Below are 19,539 nucleotides of genomic sequence, written 5' to 3'. Positions count from 1 at the left end.
ATGTTGAAAATCACACTGTTATTCAGGCTGACCAAATGCATTAGCCAACCATTCGACCTGTGTTCCTGTGATGGCAATAACATCGAAGCGGCAATCGGCAGTTTCGAGGCTTTGCCCTTGATGTGACAACCATAGCGCTGCTGCACGTAACACATGCTGCTGTTTCTGCCGGGTTACGCTGGCGGCTGCACCGCCAAACATGCTGTTGCGGCGATAACGCACCTCGACAAATACCCAGGTTGCGCCATCGCGCATGATCAAATCCAGCTCACCGCCGCGAAACGCGACATTGGCGGCGATAAAAGCAAGCCCGGCGCGCTCGAGGTAGTGGCGGGCCAGTTGTTCGTACTGGCCGCCGGTCATGCGCTGGTTCAGGATGCAGGCACCAACTGGCCCTGACGGAATTGCAGCCAGGTCAGTTTGCGGTTGATAACGCAATCCGCTGTGTTGGTGCCGAGCGTTCCGGTTGCGCCGGATAAGGCCGCCCCAGGTTGATGTAGCTGGGCGAAGTTGTTCGCAAGCTTCCAGGCATCCATGCCCATAGCGAACAACCTGACCAGTGAGTAATCGTTGCGGAACTGGTTGCTGGCCTGTTGCATCAATGCCGGGCTTGCCCCCGTTAACAGCGGAATATCACTGAACTGTAGCCCTTCCATCTCAAAGCGGAAATCCGGGCCGAGGCCTGCCTGATAACTGCGAGAGCTGGCATAGAGCGCCGGACGGCTCGCGCCTTTATTACGCATGTCTATCATCGGTTTGAGTAACGCCAACTCATCCGGCGTTGCGATAAGATAGACTGCGTCCACGTTACCATCGCTGGTGACATTCGCAATCGGCGGAGCCTGATTCGGAATAGTTAACCCACCTACCGTTGTTGTCGCCGCTGGCGCAGCGGTTGCGGTTTGTACCGGTTGCCCATTAAGCGGGATGCCCGCGCCGCTATTTAGCGCCTGTTTTAACTCATAAACGCCGCCAGTGCGCTGTTGCAGTACCACGCCGCCGCCTTGCTGTTGCCAGGATTTAGCGAATGCCGCCACGACGCGATCGCCCAGATTACCGCGCGGAGCCATAATCAGCGGGTGCTGTTTGCCCTGTTTACGCATGAACTGGGCGGCATCTGCCGCTTCATCTTCCGGTGAAAGGGCGAAATAACAGATATTTGGATTCGGCTGGATACGTTCTGGTTGATTAAGCGCCAGTATATTCAGCGTAGGATTCAGGCTGGGCAGTTGTTCTACTTCATTTTTTAGCAGAGGCCCGACAAGGGTGGTTGCACCGTCTTTTTGCGCCTGAGCAATCACATTCGCCAGCGACTGATTCGACGTATCATACACTCTGACAGGGACGCTGCTGGCAGCGGCTACTGGCGGAATAACGGCAGGCGCGGGGGTGACGGGTGCCATCACGGGCGTGGCTGTCGGCGTAGTGCCAGCCGCTGCGACGGGTAACGTCGGGGTGGATGGCGCGGGCATATCCAACGTCGCCTGGCCGCTTTTGGCCGCGCTGAAGCCTTGCTGAATGGCATTGGCAAATACCTGAGCCTGACCGTTCAGGGGGAGCAGTAATGCGATGACGTTAGCGCCGCTGGCAGGCGCTGCGACCCCCGGCTGTGCCGCCGCCTGTGCGCTACCGCCGAGTGGCGAGGGTAACTGTTTGGCCGCAGGGTGGCGAGGGTAGCGTTTTTTCCAGTCATCAATCGCGGCTTGCAAATCGCTTGGAACCTGCGCTTTGGTTTGCCAGAGATTGAGCAAATCAAGCCAGCCTTGCAGGGTATTTTCATCGACGTTAATCACCATCGAGGATAAATCCTGCGGGGATAAACGCGTCAGCGCAGCCCATGTCTGGTCGATATTGTTTTGATGCGCATCACCTTGCAACAGCGGCTCCTGGCCGATGTAAGCGCGGATCAGCGCAAGCGAAGGCTGGTTTTGTCCAGCTTTAATCAGCGTCTGGTAGTAACGCTCTTGCTGTTGGGCGGAGAGTGTTTTTGCATCCAGCTGCGCCAGTAGCGTATTGGCGGCGCTCATATCGTTTTGCGCGCTGGCGAGCTCTGCCGTCAGCAGGCGCTGCTCCTGGCGTTGCTTGTCGTTCAATGGCGATGGCAGGGTGTTGAGCAGGTTATTGGCCTGCGCAAGTTTACCTTCCTGAACCAGGGCATGAATCGCAAGTAATTGCCAGTCAGCCTTGGTATTATCACCGCTTTGCTGCATCTGCTGTAGGTAGTAGTCAGAGGATGCACCGGCCTTGCCCTCTGCGAGCTGTGTCGTTGCAGGGCCTTGCGGGGCCTGGCTGGGACAGCCAGCGAGAAATAGCGCCGCCAACATGACAGGAATCAAACGGCCTGCATGGGCTCGGACAGAATTTAACGGAAGCATACTGTATCCAGTGATGTTTTAACGATGCTCAATATTAAATCGGCAACCCGGATGAAACAATGAATCAAGACCAACAAGCTCAGATTTCCGCCTCAACGCTCTATATTGTGCCTACGCCCATCGGCAATCTGGCTGATATCACGCAGCGCGCGCTGGCGGTGCTGCAACAGGTTGATCTTATTGCAGCAGAAGATACCCGTCATACCGGTTTATTGTTACAACATTTCGCGATTAATGCGCGCCTGTTCGCACTCCACGATCATAATGAGCAGCATAAGTCCGAACAATTGCTAACCCGTTTGCAGCAGGGAATGAGTATTGCACTGGTGTCGGATGCCGGTACGCCGCTGATTAACGACCCCGGCTACCATCTGGTGCGCCGCTGTCGTGAAGCTGGCATTCGCGTGGTGCCGCTGCCGGGGCCATGTGCTGCTATTACCGCGTTATCCGCCGCCGGTTTGCCCTCTGACAAGTTCTGTTACGAGGGGTTCTTACCGGCGAAAACCAAAGCGCGTCAGGATACGTTACGGGCGTTATCCGAAGAGCCCAGAACGCTGATTTTTTATGAATCCACCCACCGTCTGCTCGACAGTTTGCAGGATATGGTCGAGGTCTGGGGGCCGGAGCGTTATGTGGTGCTGGCCAGGGAACTGACCAAAACCTGGGAGTCCATTTACGGGGCACCGGTTGCGCAGTTGCTGGCGTGGGTGCTGGAGGATGAAAACCGTCGTAAAGGCGAAATGGCGCTCATTGTTGAGGGTCATCAGCCGGACGAGGAGGCGTTACCGGCAGCGGTGTTGCGCACCTTGCACTTGCTGCGTGCCGAGCTGCCGTTGAAGAAAGCTGCGGCGTTGACGGCCGAAATTCATGGCGTGAAAAAGAATGCGTTGTATCGCTATGCGCTGGAGCAGGACGGCGACGACGATAATCAGGGATGACAAGCGCGGCGATTTGCCCTATTATCCGCGCCGAAGTTGACCAGACAGTCGCCGCTTTGTTGCCGTCCTCCGTAAGGGGGAGACAGATGAAGGGGAGGAAAGTCCGGGCTCCATAGGGCAGGGTGCCAGGTAACGCCTGGGGGGGAAACCCACGACCAGTGCAACAGAGAGCAAACCGCCGATGGCCCGCGCAAGCGGGATCAGGTAAGGGTGAAAGGGTGCGGTAAGAGCGCACCGCGCGGCTGGTAACAGTCCGTGGCACGGTAAACTCCACCCGGAGCAAGGCCAAATAGGGGTTCACATGGTACGGCCCGTACTGAACCCGGGTAGGCTGCTTGAGCCAGTGAGTGATTGCTGGCCTAGATGAATGACTGTCCACGACAGAACCCGGCTTATCGGTCAACTTCACCTCATCGCTAACCCCCGCAGGTACAGCCTGACGGGGGTTTTTTCTACGCTTTACTCTCGGTGTATCAAGGTATTTCTCGGTTTATCAAGGTATTCGTCATCAATAGCCGTTAGCTGTTCGTGTGGCTTGCGGCGTTCATGCCAACATCATCAAATTTATTGACAATCATCATCACCGGAATCCGACAGCTTCGGCGAAACAGTAGCGGTAAAGTAACAAACATAGGTCGTTGAGACGTTCACTTTGTTACTAAGGATATCGCTATGAGCACTTCCCGGATGCCAGCACTGTTTTTGGGCCACGGTAGCCCGATGAATGCGTTGGAAGACAATGAGTATACGCAGGCCTGGGGGACGCTCGGAGCAACGATACCTCGTCCGAAAGCAATTGTGGCGGTCTCAGCGCACTGGTATACCCGAGGTACCGCCGTAACCGCGATGGATAAACCCCGGACTATTCATGATTTTGGCGGTTTTCCGCAGGCGTTGTTCGATACGCAGTATCCTGCGCCTGGGGCACCGGATGTCGCCAGACGCATTCAGGAATTGCTGGCACCGGTCTCGGTGTTTGCCGATTATCAAGAGTGGGGGTTGGATCATGGTTCATGGGGTGTACTGATCAAAGTCTATCCGCACGCTGATATTCCGGTGGTGCAGCTCAGTATTGATGGCACCAAGCCCCCGTCATATCACTACGAATTGGGGCGTAAACTGGCGGCGTTGCGTGATGAAGGCATTATGATTGTCGCCAGCGGTAACGTGGTGCACAACCTGCGTATGATTAAATGGCAGGGCGATGGCTCTGCCTATAGCTGGGCGACATCGTTTAATGATTTTGTCCGTGACAATTTGCGCTGGCAAGGTGAGGCAGCAGAGCACCCGCTGGTGAACTTCATGCAGCATAATGACGCTGCGTTATCAAACCCGACGCCGGATCACTTCCTGCCGCTGTTGTATGTGTTGGGAAGCTGGAATGGTGATGAGCCTATTTCGGTGCCGACGGACGGCATCGTGATGGGGTCACTCAGTATGATGTCAGTGCGAGTAGGCTAACGACGCAGGCACACATCACGTGGATAAATCACTCTGATGGTGGTGTGTGCCTGTTACCGGGACGCGTGAACCTTACTCTAAAAGCGTGAACCTTAATCCAAAATGATGTGTGGGTAGAAGCGTGACAGATCCTGAGTAATCAGTTCCCTGTCTTCGCGCAACCCGATTCCACAAGGCGTATCCCCGACAAGCCAACTGCCGATGAGCGTATAGCTGTCGCCAAAGCGTGGCAGCGGCTGGAATTGCTGTACGATATACCCTTCTGCGCCATAAGGCCCGTCTGCGGCGGCCACGCGCTGGCCTTGCCGAAATATCTGAATGTTGGCCCCTTCGCGTGAAAACAGCGGCTTGATGACGTAATCACTCATCGCTGGAGGGTTATCTTCCGAGAAGTAGGCTGGCAGAAGATTCGGGTGATTGGGAAACATGTGCCAGAGCATCGGCAACAGCGCCTTATTAGAAATAATGCTTTTCCAGCCGGGTTCAAGCCAGCGCACGCCAGCATCTTGCAACTTAGTCGAAAACGTTTCCCGCAGCATAAACTCCCAGGGATAGAGCTTGAATAAGTTACTTATCGTGGTGTCTTGCAGGTCGGTAAATTGGCCGCGATTCCCCAGGCCGATTTCATCAATGTACAGAAAACGGGTGGGAATGCCCGCCTCCTGAGCACAATCTTGCAGATACTGCACTGTACCGCGATCCTCTTCGGTATCCCGGCAACAGGTGAGGTGCAGGTTGTTGAAACCGTGGTGGCTGCGTAGATAAGCAAAACGCTCGATTAGCTGCTCTTGCAAACTGTTGTACTGATCGGCCTGTTGCGCCAGACGGCCTGCATTGATTTGATCTTCAAGCCAAATCCATTGAAAGAATGCGGATTCATAGAGCGAGGTTGGCGTATCCGCATTATTTTCCAGCAGTTTAGCGGGCCCCTTGCCGTCATAAGCCAGATCCAGTCTGGCGTAGAGCGCGGGCTGGCGTGACAGCCATGAGTGGCGTACAAAATCCCAGGTATGGCGTGGAATACGGAATTTTGTTAACAGCGCTTCGCTGTTTGCCACCTTATCAACCACCTGCAAACACATTTGGTTAAGTTCAGCGGTGGTGTTTTCCAGCGCTTCAATCTGTGCCAAGGTGAATTGATAGTAAGCGTCTTCACACCAGTATGGCTCGCCATACAGTGTATGGAAGCGGAAACCGTATTCTGCCGCTTTCTCTCGCCAGTCAGGACGTTCATGGATGGCAATACGTTTCATCAATCCGTCCCCTTATCCACCGAAACTCATGCTGCGACGAGCAGGTGCTTCGCTGCTGGTTGGGCGAGAGCTGCTACCAGAGGAGTAACTGCTGTTGCTACCGTTGCTATAACTGCTGCTGGTGCGGTTGCTATCCCGGTTGTCTTGCATCTTGGTGATGGGTGCGGTGTTCGTTGTGGCGGAAGGGGTAGCTATTTGAGAGGGATGATTTCCTGGCGCGCTGTTATTAAGCGGGGCGCTGTTCATTTGGTTCACCGTGCCGCCAAAACCGCCACGGGTGGTGGTGATACTCGATGATGGCGCACTGGTTGCAGGTTTGGGGGCCATTGCTTCCCGTGGCACCGTGATCGTGCGGCCCATCGTATTGCCATAGCTTTTGCCGCTGGCATCGACGTACTGACCACCAGCAGGATTGTTAGCCGGGTTTGGGCGAAAAATCGGTTGCTGGGAATAGTTGTTGCCCCCCATCAGTTTTCCCATCATAAATCCGGCCATCAACGGCATCCAGAAGCTGCCCTGCTGATGGGAACTCGCGTTTGCCGTGGTCGTATTTTGGGTACACTGGCTTTCACCAAACGCAGCCACACACTCTTCCCGGGTGGCATATTTAGGCGCGGTTTTTTGCGCTTCTTGTAAGGCGTTGTTGTAGGTGGTGTTGCACTGCTCTTTCATCGAAGGATTGGCGCGAGTGCAGTCGTCGGCGTTTTGGTAAAGCGACACCGTTTCGTCAGCCTTCTCACAGCCAGCGAGAATAAAGGTTGCGCCTACTGCCAGAGCGAGAGGAGCAATACGATAGCGCCATTGCTTGCGAAAACGGGCATGGCGGATGTGTGGCGTTCTTTTCATGGTGTATTCCAGAGGAAAGGGCATCATGCCCATCATATTGATATAGATAAGTAAAGCGCGTTTAGCATAGGAGAAGGGCGCGCTGCTTATAAAGCGCCCTTGAGCGGAAAATAACCGCCGGTAATGGTGCGATGCTGACGATGGGTCAGTGCAATATACAAGAGGGAGCCAATGCCCCCTCTTGCTGTCACATCAGGATTTCGCTTTAGCTGGCGCTTTCGTACCCGCAGGGGTCGCCGGAGCGGGGGCGTCATCGCCAATGGCGGCGCTGGTCGGAACCGGTTTGCCGAGCAGTCCGTTCAAGGTACGCAAGTCTTCTTCGTTCAAGACTCCCAGCGCCTGTTTGAGGTTTAACTGGTTAATCAGATAATCGTAACGGGCACCTGACAACTGCTGCTTGGCGCTATACAGCGTAGACGTGGCATTCAGCACATCAACAATGGTGCGCGTCCCCACCTGATAACCGGCTTCCATGGCATCCAATGAGCTCTGTGCAGAGACAACGGCCTGTTTATACGCATTGATGCTGCTGATGGACGCGGAAATGTTGTTGTGCGCGGAACGCAGCGTCTGGATCACCGAGCGGTGGGCGCTTTCCATATTTTCGCTGGACGCGACAAAGCTATATTGCGCCTGTTTTACTTTGGAGGATGTTGAGCCGCCGCTGTAAATCGGCAGTGAGAAATTCAGGCCGACCTGATTTTGGCCGACGTATGAATTATTCATCCCTGTGGATGCCGCGCGAGAGCCTGAATAATCGGTATTGGTGACACCGGTTGAGGCGGTCAGGTTAAGCGTTGGCAAATGGCCGGTTTCTGCCGAACGAATCTGTTCACGTGCCAGATCCTGGCTCAGACGCGCTGACAGCAGGCTGAGGTTGCGGTTCTCGGCTTCTTTCAGCAGGCCGTTAACGGCATCCGGTTTTTGCGGTGCGAGGCGCTCGATATTCAGGGCAGCCAGCTGCGGATAGAAGTTCCCCGTCACCTGACGCAATGTTTCCATGGCGTTGTCGAGGTTATTGCGGGCACTCACTTCGCTTGCCAGCACACTGTCATACTGCGCGCGGGCGTTCTGCACGTCGGTAATGGCGACCAGGCCGACATTAAAACGCTGGGTGGTTTGATCCAACTGACGATAAATAGACTGTTTCTGTGCGCTGATATATGACAGCGCATCAATGGCCCGCAGCACATTGAAATAGGCTGTGGCAGTGTTCAGCACCAGCGTCTGCTGGGAGGTTTGATAGCTGACGTCCTGAATACCGGCCTGCTTTTCCTGCAACGTCAGGGAGCGCCACAGCGACATATTAAAAATCGACTGCGTCAGTTGCAGTGAGGCACTGGTGGCGTTGCTGTTGATGTTTTTACGATCGCGGTAGCCGCTGGTGTAGGTGTAATCAGAGCCCAGTCCCAGCTGTGGCAGCAATGAAGAGCGGGCTTCGTTGATTTTCTCAAATGCGGCATCACGATTGGCGGCAGCGCTACGTAAGTCTGGGTTGGTGGTTTTGGCCTGCTGATAAACCTGTAGCAGATCTTCTGCCTGACTTGCGGCGCTAAAGCCGAACAGGCCCAGGCTGATAAGAAGCGGGAGCAATTTCTTCATTTGCGTTCCTTGTTGTACAGCAAAGTTGCTTAGGGTTGCGCCATCTGGAGACGAGATACTTACCGATTCTATCAGAATCGGCTAATCGCATTAGGTGGCTGAACGTGCCATCTTTTGCTTGCGGTTATCCCAAAAGCCTATTTTACTTAACGGTTTGGGGCCGGGCACAATGCCTGACAGGCGCGTGGTGTGGCGCTCCGGCAGGGCAGAGCTCTGGCGGACATAAAGGCGTTGCGTTAAGGCCCGTAAGCTCTCATCCTTAGCCGATCATTGCCGTGCCTGATTTTCCCTATCGGGTTCAGCACGGTAAATATTGCACAAAACGGTGAGTGTCTGTCTACGTTTTCGCCACACACGATGGCGTGCCCGCCGTACTGTTCACAGGAGTTGAGTTATGGCCTTGCCAACCGCCCATCCCGGTACGTTCAGTCAGGATGATGTAGAAATTATTGCACGTGAAACGCTCTATAAAGGTTTTTTTTCATTGCAACGCTACCGTTTTCGCCATCGCCTGTTTCACGGCGGTATGAGTGAGGAGGTGAGCCGCGAGATCCTTGAGCGCGGTCATGCCGTGGTGCTGCTGCCGTATGATCCGGTGCGTGATGAGGTCGTGCTGATAGAACAGATCCGTATCGCCGCTTACGACACCAGCCCGTCGCCGTGGTTGTTCGAGTTAGTGGCCGGTATGATTGAGCCAGGCGAGAGCGAAGAAGAGGTTGCCCGGCGCGAAGCGCAGGAAGAGGCCGGGTTAGTCGTCAGGCGTTGCCGTCCGGCGTTGAGTTATCTGGCAAGCCCTGGCGGTACCAGCGAGCGGCTGGCGATTTGGGTCGGCGAGGTGGACGCCGCCGCCGCCAGCGGTATTCACGGTTTGGCGGAAGAGAATGAAGATATCCGGGTACATGTGGTCAGCCGTGAGCAAAGTTATCAGTGGGTAGAGCAAGGGATTATTGATAACGCGGCCTCTGTCATTGCCTTGCAATGGTTGGCGTTGCACCATGAATCACTGAAAAAAGCCTGGGTGGGCGAGTCATGAAGCGTTATACCCCGGATTTCCCTGAAATGATGCGCCTGAGCGAGATGAATTTCGCTCAATTACGTCGTTTGTTGCCACGCAATGAAGAGGTGGGGGCAGCGGTAGAGTATCAGGTGCAGGGAACCCGCTATCGTTTAACGATTCTGGAGTCTACGCGCTATACCGCGTTGGTAGAAATTCAACAGGTTGCCCCTATCGTCAGTTACTGGGGCCTGCCAACACTGGTGGTGCGGCTGTATTACGATGCGATGGTTGCGGAAGTGTGTTCCACTCAGCAGATCTTCCGCTTTAAGGCACGTTATGATTATCCGAATAAAAAATTACATCAACGTGATGAAAAGCATCAAATTAATCAATTCCTCGCCGATTGGCTCAGGTATTGTCTGGCCTGGGGGACAATGTCGGTTCCCGTTTGTTAGCGTATAGGCATATTGATACCCATCATCGATAGATAGCGCTGGCCTTAAACGTGCCCGCTTTAGACTATCGCCGAGCGAGAGTGATGGCTTCATGACGTTGTTAAGCAGATAGCAAAGACCCAAGGACACTATTTGGAAAGCCTGTTGACACTTCCTGTGGCGCGTGGGGCCAGAATCAGGATTTTACAAATAACAGATACCCACCTGTTTGCCGACGAGCGGGGAACCCTGCTCGGCGTAGATACTTACCGCAGCTATCATGCGGTGCTGGATGCGATTGCTGCCCGGCAGAACACTTTCGATTTAATCACTGCCACAGGCGATTTGGCGCAAGACCATACTCAGGAAGCGTATACGCATTTTGCGAACGGCATTCGCCGCTTTAACGCGCCTTGCGTTTGGTTGCCTGGCAACCATGACTTCCAGCCCGCGATGGTCGATGTGCTGGCCCGTTGCGGTATTGCTCCGTCGAAGCATGTGCTGTTGGGCGATCAATGGCAGGTGATTTTGCTCGACAGTCAGGTGTTTGGCGTACCCCATGGGGCGTTGAGTGATTATCAACTGGAATGGCTTGAGCGCAGCCTACAGCGCCAAGCGCAGCGACACACGCTGCTGATGTTGCATCATCACCCGCTGCCCTCGGGATGCACCTGGCTTGACCAGCATAGCCTGCGCAATGCGCACAGCCTGGATGCGCTGCTGGCAAACTATCCTCGGGTGAAAACGGTGGTGTGTGGTCATATTCATCAGGAAATGGATGAGGACTGGAATGGCCGCCGCTTGCTGGCCACGCCGTCAACCTGTGTGCAGTTCAAGCCCCATTGCACCAATTTTACTATCGATAATGTCGCACCCGGCTGGCGTTATCTTGATCTGCTGGCAGACGGCACGGTGGAAACCCGCATCTGTCGTCTGGAAGGCTGCGAATTCCTGCCGGATATGGATTCGGACGGTTACTGATGCCTACCCTGCTTTATCTTCATGGTTTTAATAGTTCACCTTTATCGGCCAAGGCCACGGCTATTCAGCAGTGGCTGGCCCAGCAACACCCGCATATCGAGATGGTAGTGCCGCAACTGCCCCCTTATCCGGCGCAGGCCGCCGAGCTCATTGAGAATATGGTGATGGCGCGGGCAGGCCGACCTTTAGGGCTGGTGGGCTCATCCCTTGGCGGGTACTACGCGACCTGGCTATCACAGCGTTTTCACCTGCCTGCGGTGGTGGTGAATCCGGCGGTGCGGCCTTATGAGCTGTTGCAGGATTTTTTAGGCCAGCAGCAGAACCCCTACACCGGCGAGCAATATGTGTTAGAGTCTCGGCACATTTACGATCTCAAGGTGATGCAGGTAGAGCCGCTGGAATCGCCAGATTTGCTCTGGTGCCTGTTGCAAACCGGGGATGAGGTGCTGGATTATCGTCAGGCCGTTGCCTACTACACCGCCTGTCGGCAGACGGTAGAGTCTGGCGGTAATCATGCGTTTGTGGGATTTGAGCACTATTTTGCGCCGATTATCGACTTCCTCGGATTGACGACAGACTGACACCTCACGGCGCAGGCAGCGATGACTGACCTGACTGCGCCATCACCCGACATTCCCGCGATATCCGGCTGCGCGCTGTGTGTGACGCGGTTTCCAGCCGCTAATCCGCGCTTGGCGTACCGCCAGTGCCACGTATAATCGCGGGATATCATCTGCTTTCAAACAACGACAACATTCATTCAAACAACGACAACATTCATTCAAACCATGACGCAATCAAGTTATAACGCTGATGCGATTGAAGTCCTCAGCGGACTGGAGCCGGTGCGCCGTCGGCCGGGCATGTATACCGATACCACTCGTCCCAATCATCTTGGGCAAGAGGTGATTGATAACAGCGTTGATGAAGCGCTGGCAGGGCATGCCCGCCGCATAGACGTCATCCTCCACTCCGATCAGTCGCTGGAAGTGATCGATGACGGTCGCGGCATGCCGGTCGATATTCACCCGGAAGAGGGCGTGCCCGCCGTTGAGCTTATCCTGTGCCGTTTACACGCGGGCGGCAAATTCTCCAACAAAAACTACCAGTTCTCCGGCGGCCTGCACGGGGTGGGGATTTCGGTGGTGAACGCGCTGTCTACCCGAGTGGAAGTGACGGTGCGCCGCGAGGGGCAGGTCTACGACATCGCCTTTGAAAAAGGCAACAAAGTACAGGAACTGACGGTAACGGGCAGCTGTGGGCGTCGTAATACCGGCACCCGCGTACATTTCTGGCCAGATGCCGCGTTTTTTGACAGCCCGCGCTTTTCCGTCACTTCCCTGACGCACCTGCTGAAAGCCAAAGCGGTGTTATGTCCAGGGGTGGAGATTGTCTTTAAGGATAACGTCAACGACACCGAGCAACGCTGGTGCTATCAGGGTGGATTGAGTGATTACCTGTGCGAGGCAGTGAATGGCCTGACGACGCTGCCGGAAAAACCCTTTGTTGCCACTATTCCAGGCGACACCGAAGCGGTGGAGTGGGCGCTGCTGTGGTTGCCGGAAGGCGGCGAATTGCTGGGTGAAAGTTACGTCAACCTGATCCCGACTGTGCAGGGCGGCACCCACGTGAACGGCCTGCGTCAGGGGTTGCTGGATGCGATGCGCGAATTTTGCGAGTTTCGCAGCCTGCTGCCGCGCGGCGTCAAATTGAGCGCAGAAGATCTCTGGGAGCGCTGCGCGTATGTGTTGTCGCTGAAAATGCAAGACCCGCAGTTTGCCGGGCAAACCAAAGAGCGCCTGTCATCGCGCCAGTCGGCGGCGTTTGTTTCCGGCGTGGTGAAAGATGCCTTTAGCCTGTGGCTGAACCAGAATGTGCAGGCGGCGGAGCAACTGGCGGAACTGGCTATCGCCAGCGCCCAACGGCGTTTGCGCGCGGCTAAAAAAGTGGTGCGCAAGAAGCTCACCAGCGGCCCGGCGCTGCCCGGCAAGCTGGCGGATTGCACCTTGCAGGATCTGAATAAAACCGAGCTGTTTCTGGTGGAGGGGGATTCCGCAGGCGGTTCGGCCAAGCAAGCGCGCGATCGCGAGTATCAGGCTATCATGCCGCTCAAAGGCAAGATCCTGAATACCTGGGAAGTGTCGTCGGATGAAGTGTTGGCGTCCCAGGAAGTGCATGACATTTCGGTGGCGATCGGTATGGATCCTGACAGTGACGATCTCAGCCAGTTACGCTATGGCAAGATCTGCATTCTGGCGGATGCCGACTCCGACGGCCTGCATATCGCCACGCTGCTGTGCGCGCTGTTTGTGCGCCATTTCCGTGCGCTGGTGCAGCACGGCCATGTCTATGTCGCCATGCCGCCGCTCTACCGTATCGATTTGGGTAAAGAGGTGTACTACGCGCTTGATGAAGAAGAGAAAGCCGGAGTGCTCGACAGGCTCAAGCGTAAAAAGGGCAAACCGAACGTACAGCGCTTTAAAGGGTTGGGTGAAATGAACCCGCTGCAACTGCGTGAAACCACGCTGGACCCGAATACCCGCCGGTTGGTGCAGCTTACTGTCAGCGAGCAAGACATGGCGCAAACGCTGGCGACGATGGATATGTTATTAGCGAAAAAACGCTCGGAAGACCGGCGTAACTGGTTGCAGGAAAAAGGCGATAAAGCCGAGCTGGACGTGTAACTGCCGTCAAGCGCCCGCAGATTTGCTCATAGAGGTGTTGGCCGGGTTGACCCCTGCCTGCACGTCGATGACACCGATAATGGCGCGGCAGGTCAGTGAAAATAACGTGTTTTGCACATGGCAACGCCATGGTTTAAGGATTATCAATGAGTGACATAACTCATGACGGCGCAGAGCGTCTTGCGCTGCATACGTTTACCGAGAACGCCTATCTCAACTACTCCATGTACGTCATCATGGACCGGGCGTTACCCTTTATTGGCGACGGTCTTAAGCCGGTTCAGCGCCGCATTGTGTATGCCATGTCGGAGCTCGGGCTGAACGCCAGCGCAAAATTCAAGAAATCCGCCCGTACCGTAGGCGATGTGCTGGGTAAATATCACCCGCACGGCGACAGCGCCTGTTACGAGGCCATGGTGTTAATGGCACAACCCTTTTCGTACCGCTATCCGCTGGTGGACGGGCAGGGTAACTGGGGGGCACCGGACGACCCTAAATCGTTTGCCGCGATGCGTTATACCGAATCGCGCTTGTCGAAGTATGCCGATGTGCTGTTGCGCGAGCTGGGGCAAGGCACGGTGGATTATGTGCCCAACTTCGACGGGACGCTGCACGAGCCAAAAACGTTGCCTGCGCGGTTGCCGAATATTCTGCTGAACGGCACCACCGGTATTGCCGTGGGCATGGCCACCGATATTCCGCCGCATAACCTGCGTGAAGTCGCCGCCGCCGCGATGGCGCTGATTGATGACCCCGACACCCCGCTGGAGGCGCTGTTAGCGCACGTACAGGCACCGGATTATCCGACGGAAGCGGAAATCATCACGGCGCGTGACGACATGCGTAAAATGTACGAAAGCGGCCGTGGCTCGGTGCGCATGCGGGCGGTGTGGAAACAAGAGTCGATAAAGGATGACGACAACAAGAAGAAGGTGGAAATCATTATTACTGCCTTACCGCATCAGGTGTCTGGCGCGAAGGTGCTAGAGCAAATCGCCAGCCAGATGCGGGCGAAAAAGCTGCCGATGATCGACGATCTGCGTGATGAATCCGATCACGAAAATCCGACGCGACTGGTGCTGCAAATGCCCTATTCCAGCCGTCTCAATCCCGAGCAGGTGATGAACCACCTGTTTGCGACCACCGATCTGGAAAAAAGCTATCGCATCAACATGAATATGATCGGTCTGGATGGCCGACCGGCGGTGAAGGGGCTGCGCGAGATCCTGACCGAATGGCTGGCGTTCCGTCGTGACACGGTGCGCCGCCGCCTGAATTTCCGCCTGGATAAAGTGCTCAAACGCCTGCATGTGCTGGAAGGCTTGCTGATCGCGTTCCTGAAGATTGATGACGTTATCGAGGTTATCCGCAACGAAGATGAGCCGAAGCCGGTCTTAATGGCGACCTTTGGCCTGAGCGATATTCAGGCCGAAGCGATCCTTGAGCTGAAACTGCGCCATTTGGCGAAGCTTGAAGAGGTGAAAATTCGCGGCGAGCAGGATGAGCTTGCCAAAGAACGCGACCAGATTCAGGCGATACTGGTGTCTGAGCGCAAAATGAGCGGCCTGCTGAAAAAAGAGCTTCAGGATGACGTGAAAGCCTACGGCGATGAACGCCGCTCACCGCTGCAAGAGCGTGGCGAAGCCAAGGCCATGAGCGAACATGACCTGTCGCCTTCCGAGCCGGTGACGATTGTGCTGTCGGAAATGGGCTGGGTACGTAGTGCCAAAGGGCATGAGATTGACCCGTCCGGCCTGAGCTACAAAGCCGGCGATGCCTTTCGTGCAGCGGCGCGCGGCAAGAGCAATCAGCCGGTGGTGTTTATTGACTCCACCGGACGTAGTTATGCGCTTGACCCGCTGACGCTGCCTTCCGCGCGCGGCCAGGGTGAGCCGCTGACCGGTAAACTGACGCTGCCAGCCGGAGCAAGCGTTGAACAGGTGTTGATGGCGCAGGATGAACAACGCTTCTTGCTGGCTTCTGATGCCGGTTATGGCTTTATTTGCAGTTTTGCTGACCTCGTTGCGCGTAACCGCGTCGGCAAAGCGCTGCTGACGCTGCCGGAACATGCGCGCGTATTGCCGCCGCTGGAGATTACCCGTGACGATGACCTGTTGCTGACCATTACCGCCGCAGGTCGAATACTCCTGTTCCCGGTCTCTGATTTGCCGGTGCTCTCAAAAGGTAAGGGCAACAAGATTGTGTCGATTGCGGCAGCGCAACTCGCCAGTGGCGAAGACCGTGTGCAGTGGCTGATGACCATTGCGCCGCAGGCATCGGTGACGATTTACGCTGGCAAGCGTAAGTATTCACTGCGCCCGGAGGAGCTGCAAAAATATCAGGCCAGCCGGGGCTGCAAAGGCACATCGTTACCGCGCGGGTTACAGCGTGTCGAGCGTATTGACGTTGATGTGCCTGTCGGTTTTTCGCCGCAAAGTCCGGTGGAGCCCGGCAGCGGTAACAGCGACGAATAGCGATGAGTGGTGAATCGCGACGAGATAGCGACGAACTGGCAATGAACTGGCACTGAACTGGCACTGAAATAGTGGTAAGCGCCAGAAGCGGCACAGGGTGTTACGCGTTTTTTCGACCGGCACCCTGTGGCGCTAACGTGGTTCTGTTCGGCGATTTTCTCTGGTTTTTCACCGTAGTCCGATGCCGGTTCGCGCCCGCGCTGCTGGCAGGTTCGCCGTGTATTTTTGCGCCAAGTCGCTATACTAGCGGCGGCTATTGGCTCATGAGGTTGCTATGTTATTCATTTTACGGTTTTTAGTGGTCATCGTCTTCTGCGTGGTGGTGTCTCTGGTGGGGTTTGTCTATTGTCTCTTTACCCCGAAGAACCCCCGTCATGTCTCCCGGTTTGGCCGTCTGTTTGGCCGCCTGTCTGTCGTGTTCGGTATCAAACTGGAGCTGCGCTTACCACAGTCTGCCGGTTTTGACGGTAACTGTATCTATATTGCCAATCATCAGAATAATTATGACATGGTGACGGCAGCGAATATGGTCATGCCCGGTACGGTTACGGTCGGTAAAAAAAGCCTGGTGTGGATACCGTTTTTTGGCCCGCTGTACTGGCTGGCCGGGAACCTGCTGATAGACAGAGATAACCGCGCCAAAGCACACGGCACCATTGCTCAGGTGGTGAAGCACATTAAAGAGCGTAACATTTCGGTGTGGATGTTCCCGGAAGGAACGCGCAGCCGTGGACGCGGCTTGCTGCCCTTCAAAACCGGCGCTTTTCATGCGGCGATTGCAGCGGGCGTGCCGGTGGTGCCGATTTGTGTCTCCACCACCCATAACAAAATCAAACTCAATCGCTGGAACAACGGTCATGTGATTGTCGAGATGCTGCCGCCGATTGATACCCGCGCTTATAGCAAAGAGCAGGTGCGTGAGCTGGCGGCTCACTGTCACGACGTGATGGCGGCGAAAATTGCCGCGCTGGATGAAGAAGTCGCCCAGCGGGAAGCGGCAGATAAACGCTAATGTCGGGAGACAGCGGGAGGATGTCCCGTTATGGATAACGGATTGAACCGTGTTTTGGAGTCATTATGTCATTGAACCGGCGTCAGTTTCTTAAGGCCGGCGGAATTGCCTTGTGTGCCGGAGCCATGCCGTTAACGGCGCAGGCATCCACGGGGCAAACGCCGCTGCCGGTGCCGCCGCTGCTGGAGTCCCGCCGTGGGCAACCGGTTTTTCTCACCCTGCAACGCGCGCAGTGGGCATTTTCGGGTGAACGCAGAAACCCGGCATGGGGGTTTAACGGGCGTTATCTTGGCCCGACGGTGCGGGTATACAGTAATGATGATGTGAAGCTGATTTACAGCAATCGGCTTAACGAGCCTGTCGCCATGACCGTAAGCGGCCTGCAAGTCCCCGGTTCGCTGATGGGCGGCGGCGGGCGGCTCATCCAGCCCAATACAGATTGGGCACCGGTGTTGCCGGTGCGCCAGAGGGCGGCGACCTGCTGGTATCACGCCAATACCCCGAATCGCATGGCGGCGCACGTTTATAACGGCCTGGCGGGGTTGTGGCTGGTAGAAGATGAGAGCAGTAAATCACTGCCGGTTCCTAACCATTATGGCGTGGATGATTTCCCGCTCGTTCTTCAGGACAAGCGGCTGGATAATTTTGGCGCACTGCTCTATAACCCGCCCGGCAGCGGCGGTTTTATGGGGGATACGCTGCTGATCAATGGGGCGCAGAACCCGTTCGTTGAGGTATCTCGCGGTTGGGTCAGGTTGCGCTTGTTGAATGCCTCGAATGCCCGCCGCTATGTGATGCGCCTGAGCGATGGCCGCGCGATGAGTCTTATCGCCAACGATCAGGGCTTTTTGCCTGCGCCGATGGTGCTCAATCAGCTTTCATTGGCACCCGGCGAGCGCCGTGAAGTGCTCATCGACATGTCGCAGGGGAGCGAAGTGACGCTGACGGCGGGTGCGTCGGCCACGATTATGCAGCGTATACGCGGCTTGTTTGAGCCTTCCAATATCCTGGTGTCATCGAATGTGCTGACGTTGCGCCCGACGGGGTTAATGCCGTTAGTGACCAACCCGCTGCCGGCGCGGTTGTTGTCTGATAATTTGCTCGAAGGGGCAGTCAGCCGTACGCGTGAGTTTCGCCTCGGCGATAGCCAACCGGGGATTAACGGCGCGCCTTGGGATGTGAACCGCACTGATGTGCAAACCCAACTTGGCCGTTATGAGCGCTGGATAGTGCATGCCGACCAGCCGCAGGCGTTCCATATTCAGGGCGCGGCGTTTCTGGTGCGCAGCGTCAACGGCGGGCTAACGCCGCCTGAGGACAGCGGCTGGAAAGACACGGTATGGGTAGACAATAATGTTGAACTGCTGGTTTATTTTGGCCAGTTTTCTACCGCCCAGTTCCCCTTTCTCTATTACAGCCAGACGCTGGAAATGGCCGACAGAGGGTCAACCGGTCAGTTAGTGGTGCAACCGTAACGCAGGCCCGCTGTTCCCGCCCACGCGATAGGGGCGGGAGCGCTGGGTTATACTTTACGCGCGGCGTCAGTGCGCGGTAGATCCGGGTCGGGCCCCAGCCGTTTGCCGCAGTCCAGCGTGGCTATCTCACTCAGTTCCTCTTTTTCCAGCCGGAAATCGAACACGGCGAAATTTTCCTGAATGCGTGACGGCGTGATGGATTTGGGGATAACCACCAGACCGCTGTCTAAATGCCAGCGGATAACGATTTGCGCCGGGCTTTTGCCATATTTTTTTGCCAGACGATGAATCACCGGGTTATCAAAGACGCCATCGCCACCTTGTGCCAACGGGCTCCATGACTCGGTTTGAATGTGATGCGTGGTATTCCACGTGTGTAGCATGCGCTGTTGAAACAAAGGGTGCAGTTCTATCTGGTTGATAACCGGCATTACCCCGGTCTCTTCTTTCAGGCGTTGCAGGTGGTGAGGATGGAAATTGCACACACCGACGCTGCGCGCCAGCCCCTGTGCTTTGAGATTAAGCAAGCCGCGCCAGGCTTCCACATAGGTTCCCTGTTCCGGCAGCGGCCAGTGAATCAGATATAAATCAACATACTCCAGCTGCAATTTACGCAGGCTCTCTTCCAGCGCCTGACGCGGATGCGCCTGATCGCTATTCCAGAGTTTGGTGGTGATAAACAGGTCATCGCGTGGAATATCGGTATTCTGTAATGCGTGGCCGACACCGAGCTCGTTGCGGTAAATCGCCGCAGTATCAATGGCACGATAGCCCACGTTGAGCGCTTCGGTGACGGCGGCACTGGCTTGCTCATTACTGGCCTGCCAGACGCCTAAGCCCAATTGGGGCATCACATTGCCATCGGCCAGTTTAACCAGCGGTTGCATCGTCATGTCATTCTCCTTGTGGTGCTGCCTTGAACCTTTGGCGGTGAAGCCCGGCGATATGGCAGGTATAGGGGCAATCAGGTATCAAGATGATGCCACCGGAGCGATGGCAATGAAAAG

Annotated in this window: 15 protein-coding genes, 1 other RNA gene and 1 pseudogene; 11 read left to right on the top strand and 6 right to left on the bottom strand. The window is 55.8% G+C overall.

Annotated elements, in window-relative coordinates:
• Positions 1–18: 18 nt before the first annotated feature.
• Positions 19–375, bottom strand: a complete 357-nt coding sequence (locus O1Q98_RS09720) for a YraN family protein (protein ID WP_416232398.1) — start codon at positions 373–375, stop codon at positions 19–21.
• Entirely contained in the window at positions 372–2,375 is a 2,004-nt protein-coding gene (locus O1Q98_RS09715; RefSeq protein WP_125258017.1) for a penicillin-binding protein activator, read from the bottom strand. Before O1Q98_RS09715 ends, O1Q98_RS09720 begins: the two co-directional genes overlap by 4 nt.
• A gap of 59 nt (positions 2,376–2,434) precedes the next feature.
• Between O1Q98_RS09715 and rsmI the strand changes: the two genes are divergently transcribed.
• From rsmI to ygiD, 3 genes are all read left to right on the top strand, one after another.
• Positions 2,435–3,313 (top strand): 16S rRNA (cytidine(1402)-2'-O)-methyltransferase, encoded by an 879-nt coding sequence (gene rsmI / locus O1Q98_RS09710; protein WP_125258018.1) that lies wholly within the window; start codon positions 2,435–2,437, stop codon positions 3,311–3,313.
• A gap of 32 nt (positions 3,314–3,345) precedes the next feature.
• Positions 3,346–3,724, top strand: an RNA gene (gene rnpB, locus O1Q98_RS09705) — RNase P RNA component class A.
• Positions 3,725–3,985: 261 nt separating this feature from the next.
• Positions 3,986–4,774, top strand: a complete 789-nt coding sequence (gene ygiD / locus O1Q98_RS09700) for a 4,5-DOPA-extradiol-dioxygenase (protein WP_125258019.1) — start codon at positions 3,986–3,988, stop codon at positions 4,772–4,774.
• Positions 4,775–4,866: 92 nt separating this feature from the next.
• Here the strand turns inward: ygiD and O1Q98_RS09695 are convergent, their stop codons facing one another.
• From O1Q98_RS09695 to tolC, 3 genes and pseudogenes are all read right to left on the bottom strand, one after another.
• Positions 4,867–6,027 (bottom strand): glutathionylspermidine synthase family protein, encoded by a 1,161-nt coding sequence (locus O1Q98_RS09695; RefSeq protein WP_125258020.1) that lies wholly within the window; start codon positions 6,025–6,027, stop codon positions 4,867–4,869.
• 198 nt (positions 6,028–6,225) lie between these two features.
• Positions 6,226–6,873 (bottom strand): annotated as a pseudogene (locus tag O1Q98_RS09690) (DUF1190 family protein); the annotation flags it as partial.
• A 192-nt stretch (positions 6,874–7,065) separates the two neighbouring features.
• The gene (tolC, locus tag O1Q98_RS09685; protein ID WP_125258022.1) at positions 7,066–8,475 is read right to left on the bottom strand and encodes an outer membrane channel protein TolC; all 1,410 of its coding nucleotides are present in this window, start codon (positions 8,473–8,475) and stop codon (positions 7,066–7,068) included.
• 394 nt (positions 8,476–8,869) lie between these two features.
• On the opposite strand from tolC, the gene nudF reads away from it, so the two are divergent.
• The 8 genes from nudF (at position 8,870) to ftsP (ending at position 18,532) form a co-directional block, all read left to right on the top strand.
• A complete protein-coding gene (nudF, locus tag O1Q98_RS09680; RefSeq protein ID WP_125258023.1) occupies positions 8,870–9,508 on the top strand; it encodes an ADP-ribose diphosphatase in 639 nt (212 codons plus the stop codon).
• Positions 9,505–9,927: a DUF1249 family protein gene (locus O1Q98_RS09675; protein ID WP_125258024.1), complete on the top strand. Its 423-nt coding sequence runs from the start codon at positions 9,505–9,507 to the stop codon at positions 9,925–9,927. Before nudF ends, O1Q98_RS09675 begins: the two co-directional genes overlap by 4 nt.
• A 132-nt stretch (positions 9,928–10,059) precedes the next feature.
• On the top strand, positions 10,060–10,887 hold the full coding sequence (gene cpdA, locus O1Q98_RS09670) for a 3',5'-cyclic-AMP phosphodiesterase (RefSeq protein ID WP_125258025.1): 828 nt from the start codon (positions 10,060–10,062) through the stop codon (positions 10,885–10,887).
• Complete coding sequence (yqiA, locus tag O1Q98_RS09665) at positions 10,887–11,468, top strand: esterase YqiA (protein WP_164512938.1); 582 nt, start codon at positions 10,887–10,889, stop codon at positions 11,466–11,468. Before cpdA ends, yqiA begins: the two co-directional genes overlap by 1 nt.
• Positions 11,469–11,675: 207 nt before the next feature.
• The gene (gene parE, locus O1Q98_RS09660) at positions 11,676–13,571 is read left to right on the top strand and encodes a DNA topoisomerase IV subunit B (RefSeq protein WP_125258027.1); all 1,896 of its coding nucleotides are present in this window, start codon (positions 11,676–11,678) and stop codon (positions 13,569–13,571) included.
• Between the two features lie 146 nt (positions 13,572–13,717).
• Entirely contained in the window at positions 13,718–16,045 is a 2,328-nt protein-coding gene (gene parC / locus O1Q98_RS09655; RefSeq protein ID WP_125258028.1) for a DNA topoisomerase IV subunit A, read from the top strand.
• A 274-nt stretch (positions 16,046–16,319) separates the two neighbouring features.
• The gene (locus O1Q98_RS09650; RefSeq protein WP_125258029.1) at positions 16,320–17,057 is read left to right on the top strand and encodes a 1-acylglycerol-3-phosphate O-acyltransferase; all 738 of its coding nucleotides are present in this window, start codon (positions 16,320–16,322) and stop codon (positions 17,055–17,057) included.
• Between the two features lie 65 nt (positions 17,058–17,122).
• Positions 17,123–18,532: a cell division protein FtsP gene (ftsP, locus tag O1Q98_RS09645; RefSeq protein ID WP_125258030.1), complete on the top strand. Its 1,410-nt coding sequence runs from the start codon at positions 17,123–17,125 to the stop codon at positions 18,530–18,532.
• Between the two features lie 47 nt (positions 18,533–18,579).
• On the opposite strand, the gene dkgA is transcribed toward ftsP, so the two are convergent.
• Entirely contained in the window at positions 18,580–19,425 is an 846-nt protein-coding gene (dkgA, locus tag O1Q98_RS09640; protein WP_125258031.1) for a 2,5-didehydrogluconate reductase DkgA, read from the bottom strand.
• Positions 19,426–19,539 lie beyond the last annotated feature (114 nt).

The sequence above is a fragment of the Dickeya lacustris genome (genome assembly GCF_029635795.1).
Classification (GTDB): domain Bacteria; phylum Pseudomonadota; class Gammaproteobacteria; order Enterobacterales; family Enterobacteriaceae; genus Dickeya; species Dickeya lacustris.
This window is presented reverse-complemented; position numbering and strand designations above follow the sequence as displayed.

Coding starts and splice junctions, on each gene's coding strand:
- O1Q98_RS09715 (WP_125258017.1), bottom strand. CDS start 2,375: ATGCTTCCGTTAAATTCTGTCCGAGCCCATGCAGGCCGTTTGATTCCT.
- rsmI (WP_125258018.1), top strand. CDS start 2,435: ATGAATCAAGACCAACAAGCTCAGATTTCCGCCTCAACGCTCTATATT.
- ygiD (WP_125258019.1), top strand. CDS start 3,986: ATGAGCACTTCCCGGATGCCAGCACTGTTTTTGGGCCACGGTAGCCCG.
- O1Q98_RS09695 (WP_125258020.1), bottom strand. CDS start 6,027: ATGAAACGTATTGCCATCCATGAACGTCCTGACTGGCGAGAGAAAGCG.
- tolC (WP_125258022.1), bottom strand. CDS start 8,475: ATGAAGAAATTGCTCCCGCTTCTTATCAGCCTGGGCCTGTTCGGCTTT.
- nudF (WP_125258023.1), top strand. CDS start 8,870: ATGGCCTTGCCAACCGCCCATCCCGGTACGTTCAGTCAGGATGATGTA.
- O1Q98_RS09675 (WP_125258024.1), top strand. CDS start 9,505: ATGAAGCGTTATACCCCGGATTTCCCTGAAATGATGCGCCTGAGCGAG.
- yqiA (WP_164512938.1), top strand. CDS start 10,887: ATGCCTACCCTGCTTTATCTTCATGGTTTTAATAGTTCACCTTTATCG.
- parE (WP_125258027.1), top strand. CDS start 11,676: ATGACGCAATCAAGTTATAACGCTGATGCGATTGAAGTCCTCAGCGGA.
- parC (WP_125258028.1), top strand. CDS start 13,718: ATGAGTGACATAACTCATGACGGCGCAGAGCGTCTTGCGCTGCATACG.
- O1Q98_RS09650 (WP_125258029.1), top strand. CDS start 16,320: ATGTTATTCATTTTACGGTTTTTAGTGGTCATCGTCTTCTGCGTGGTG.
- ftsP (WP_125258030.1), top strand. CDS start 17,123: ATGTCATTGAACCGGCGTCAGTTTCTTAAGGCCGGCGGAATTGCCTTG.
- dkgA (WP_125258031.1), bottom strand. CDS start 19,425: ATGACGATGCAACCGCTGGTTAAACTGGCCGATGGCAATGTGATGCCC.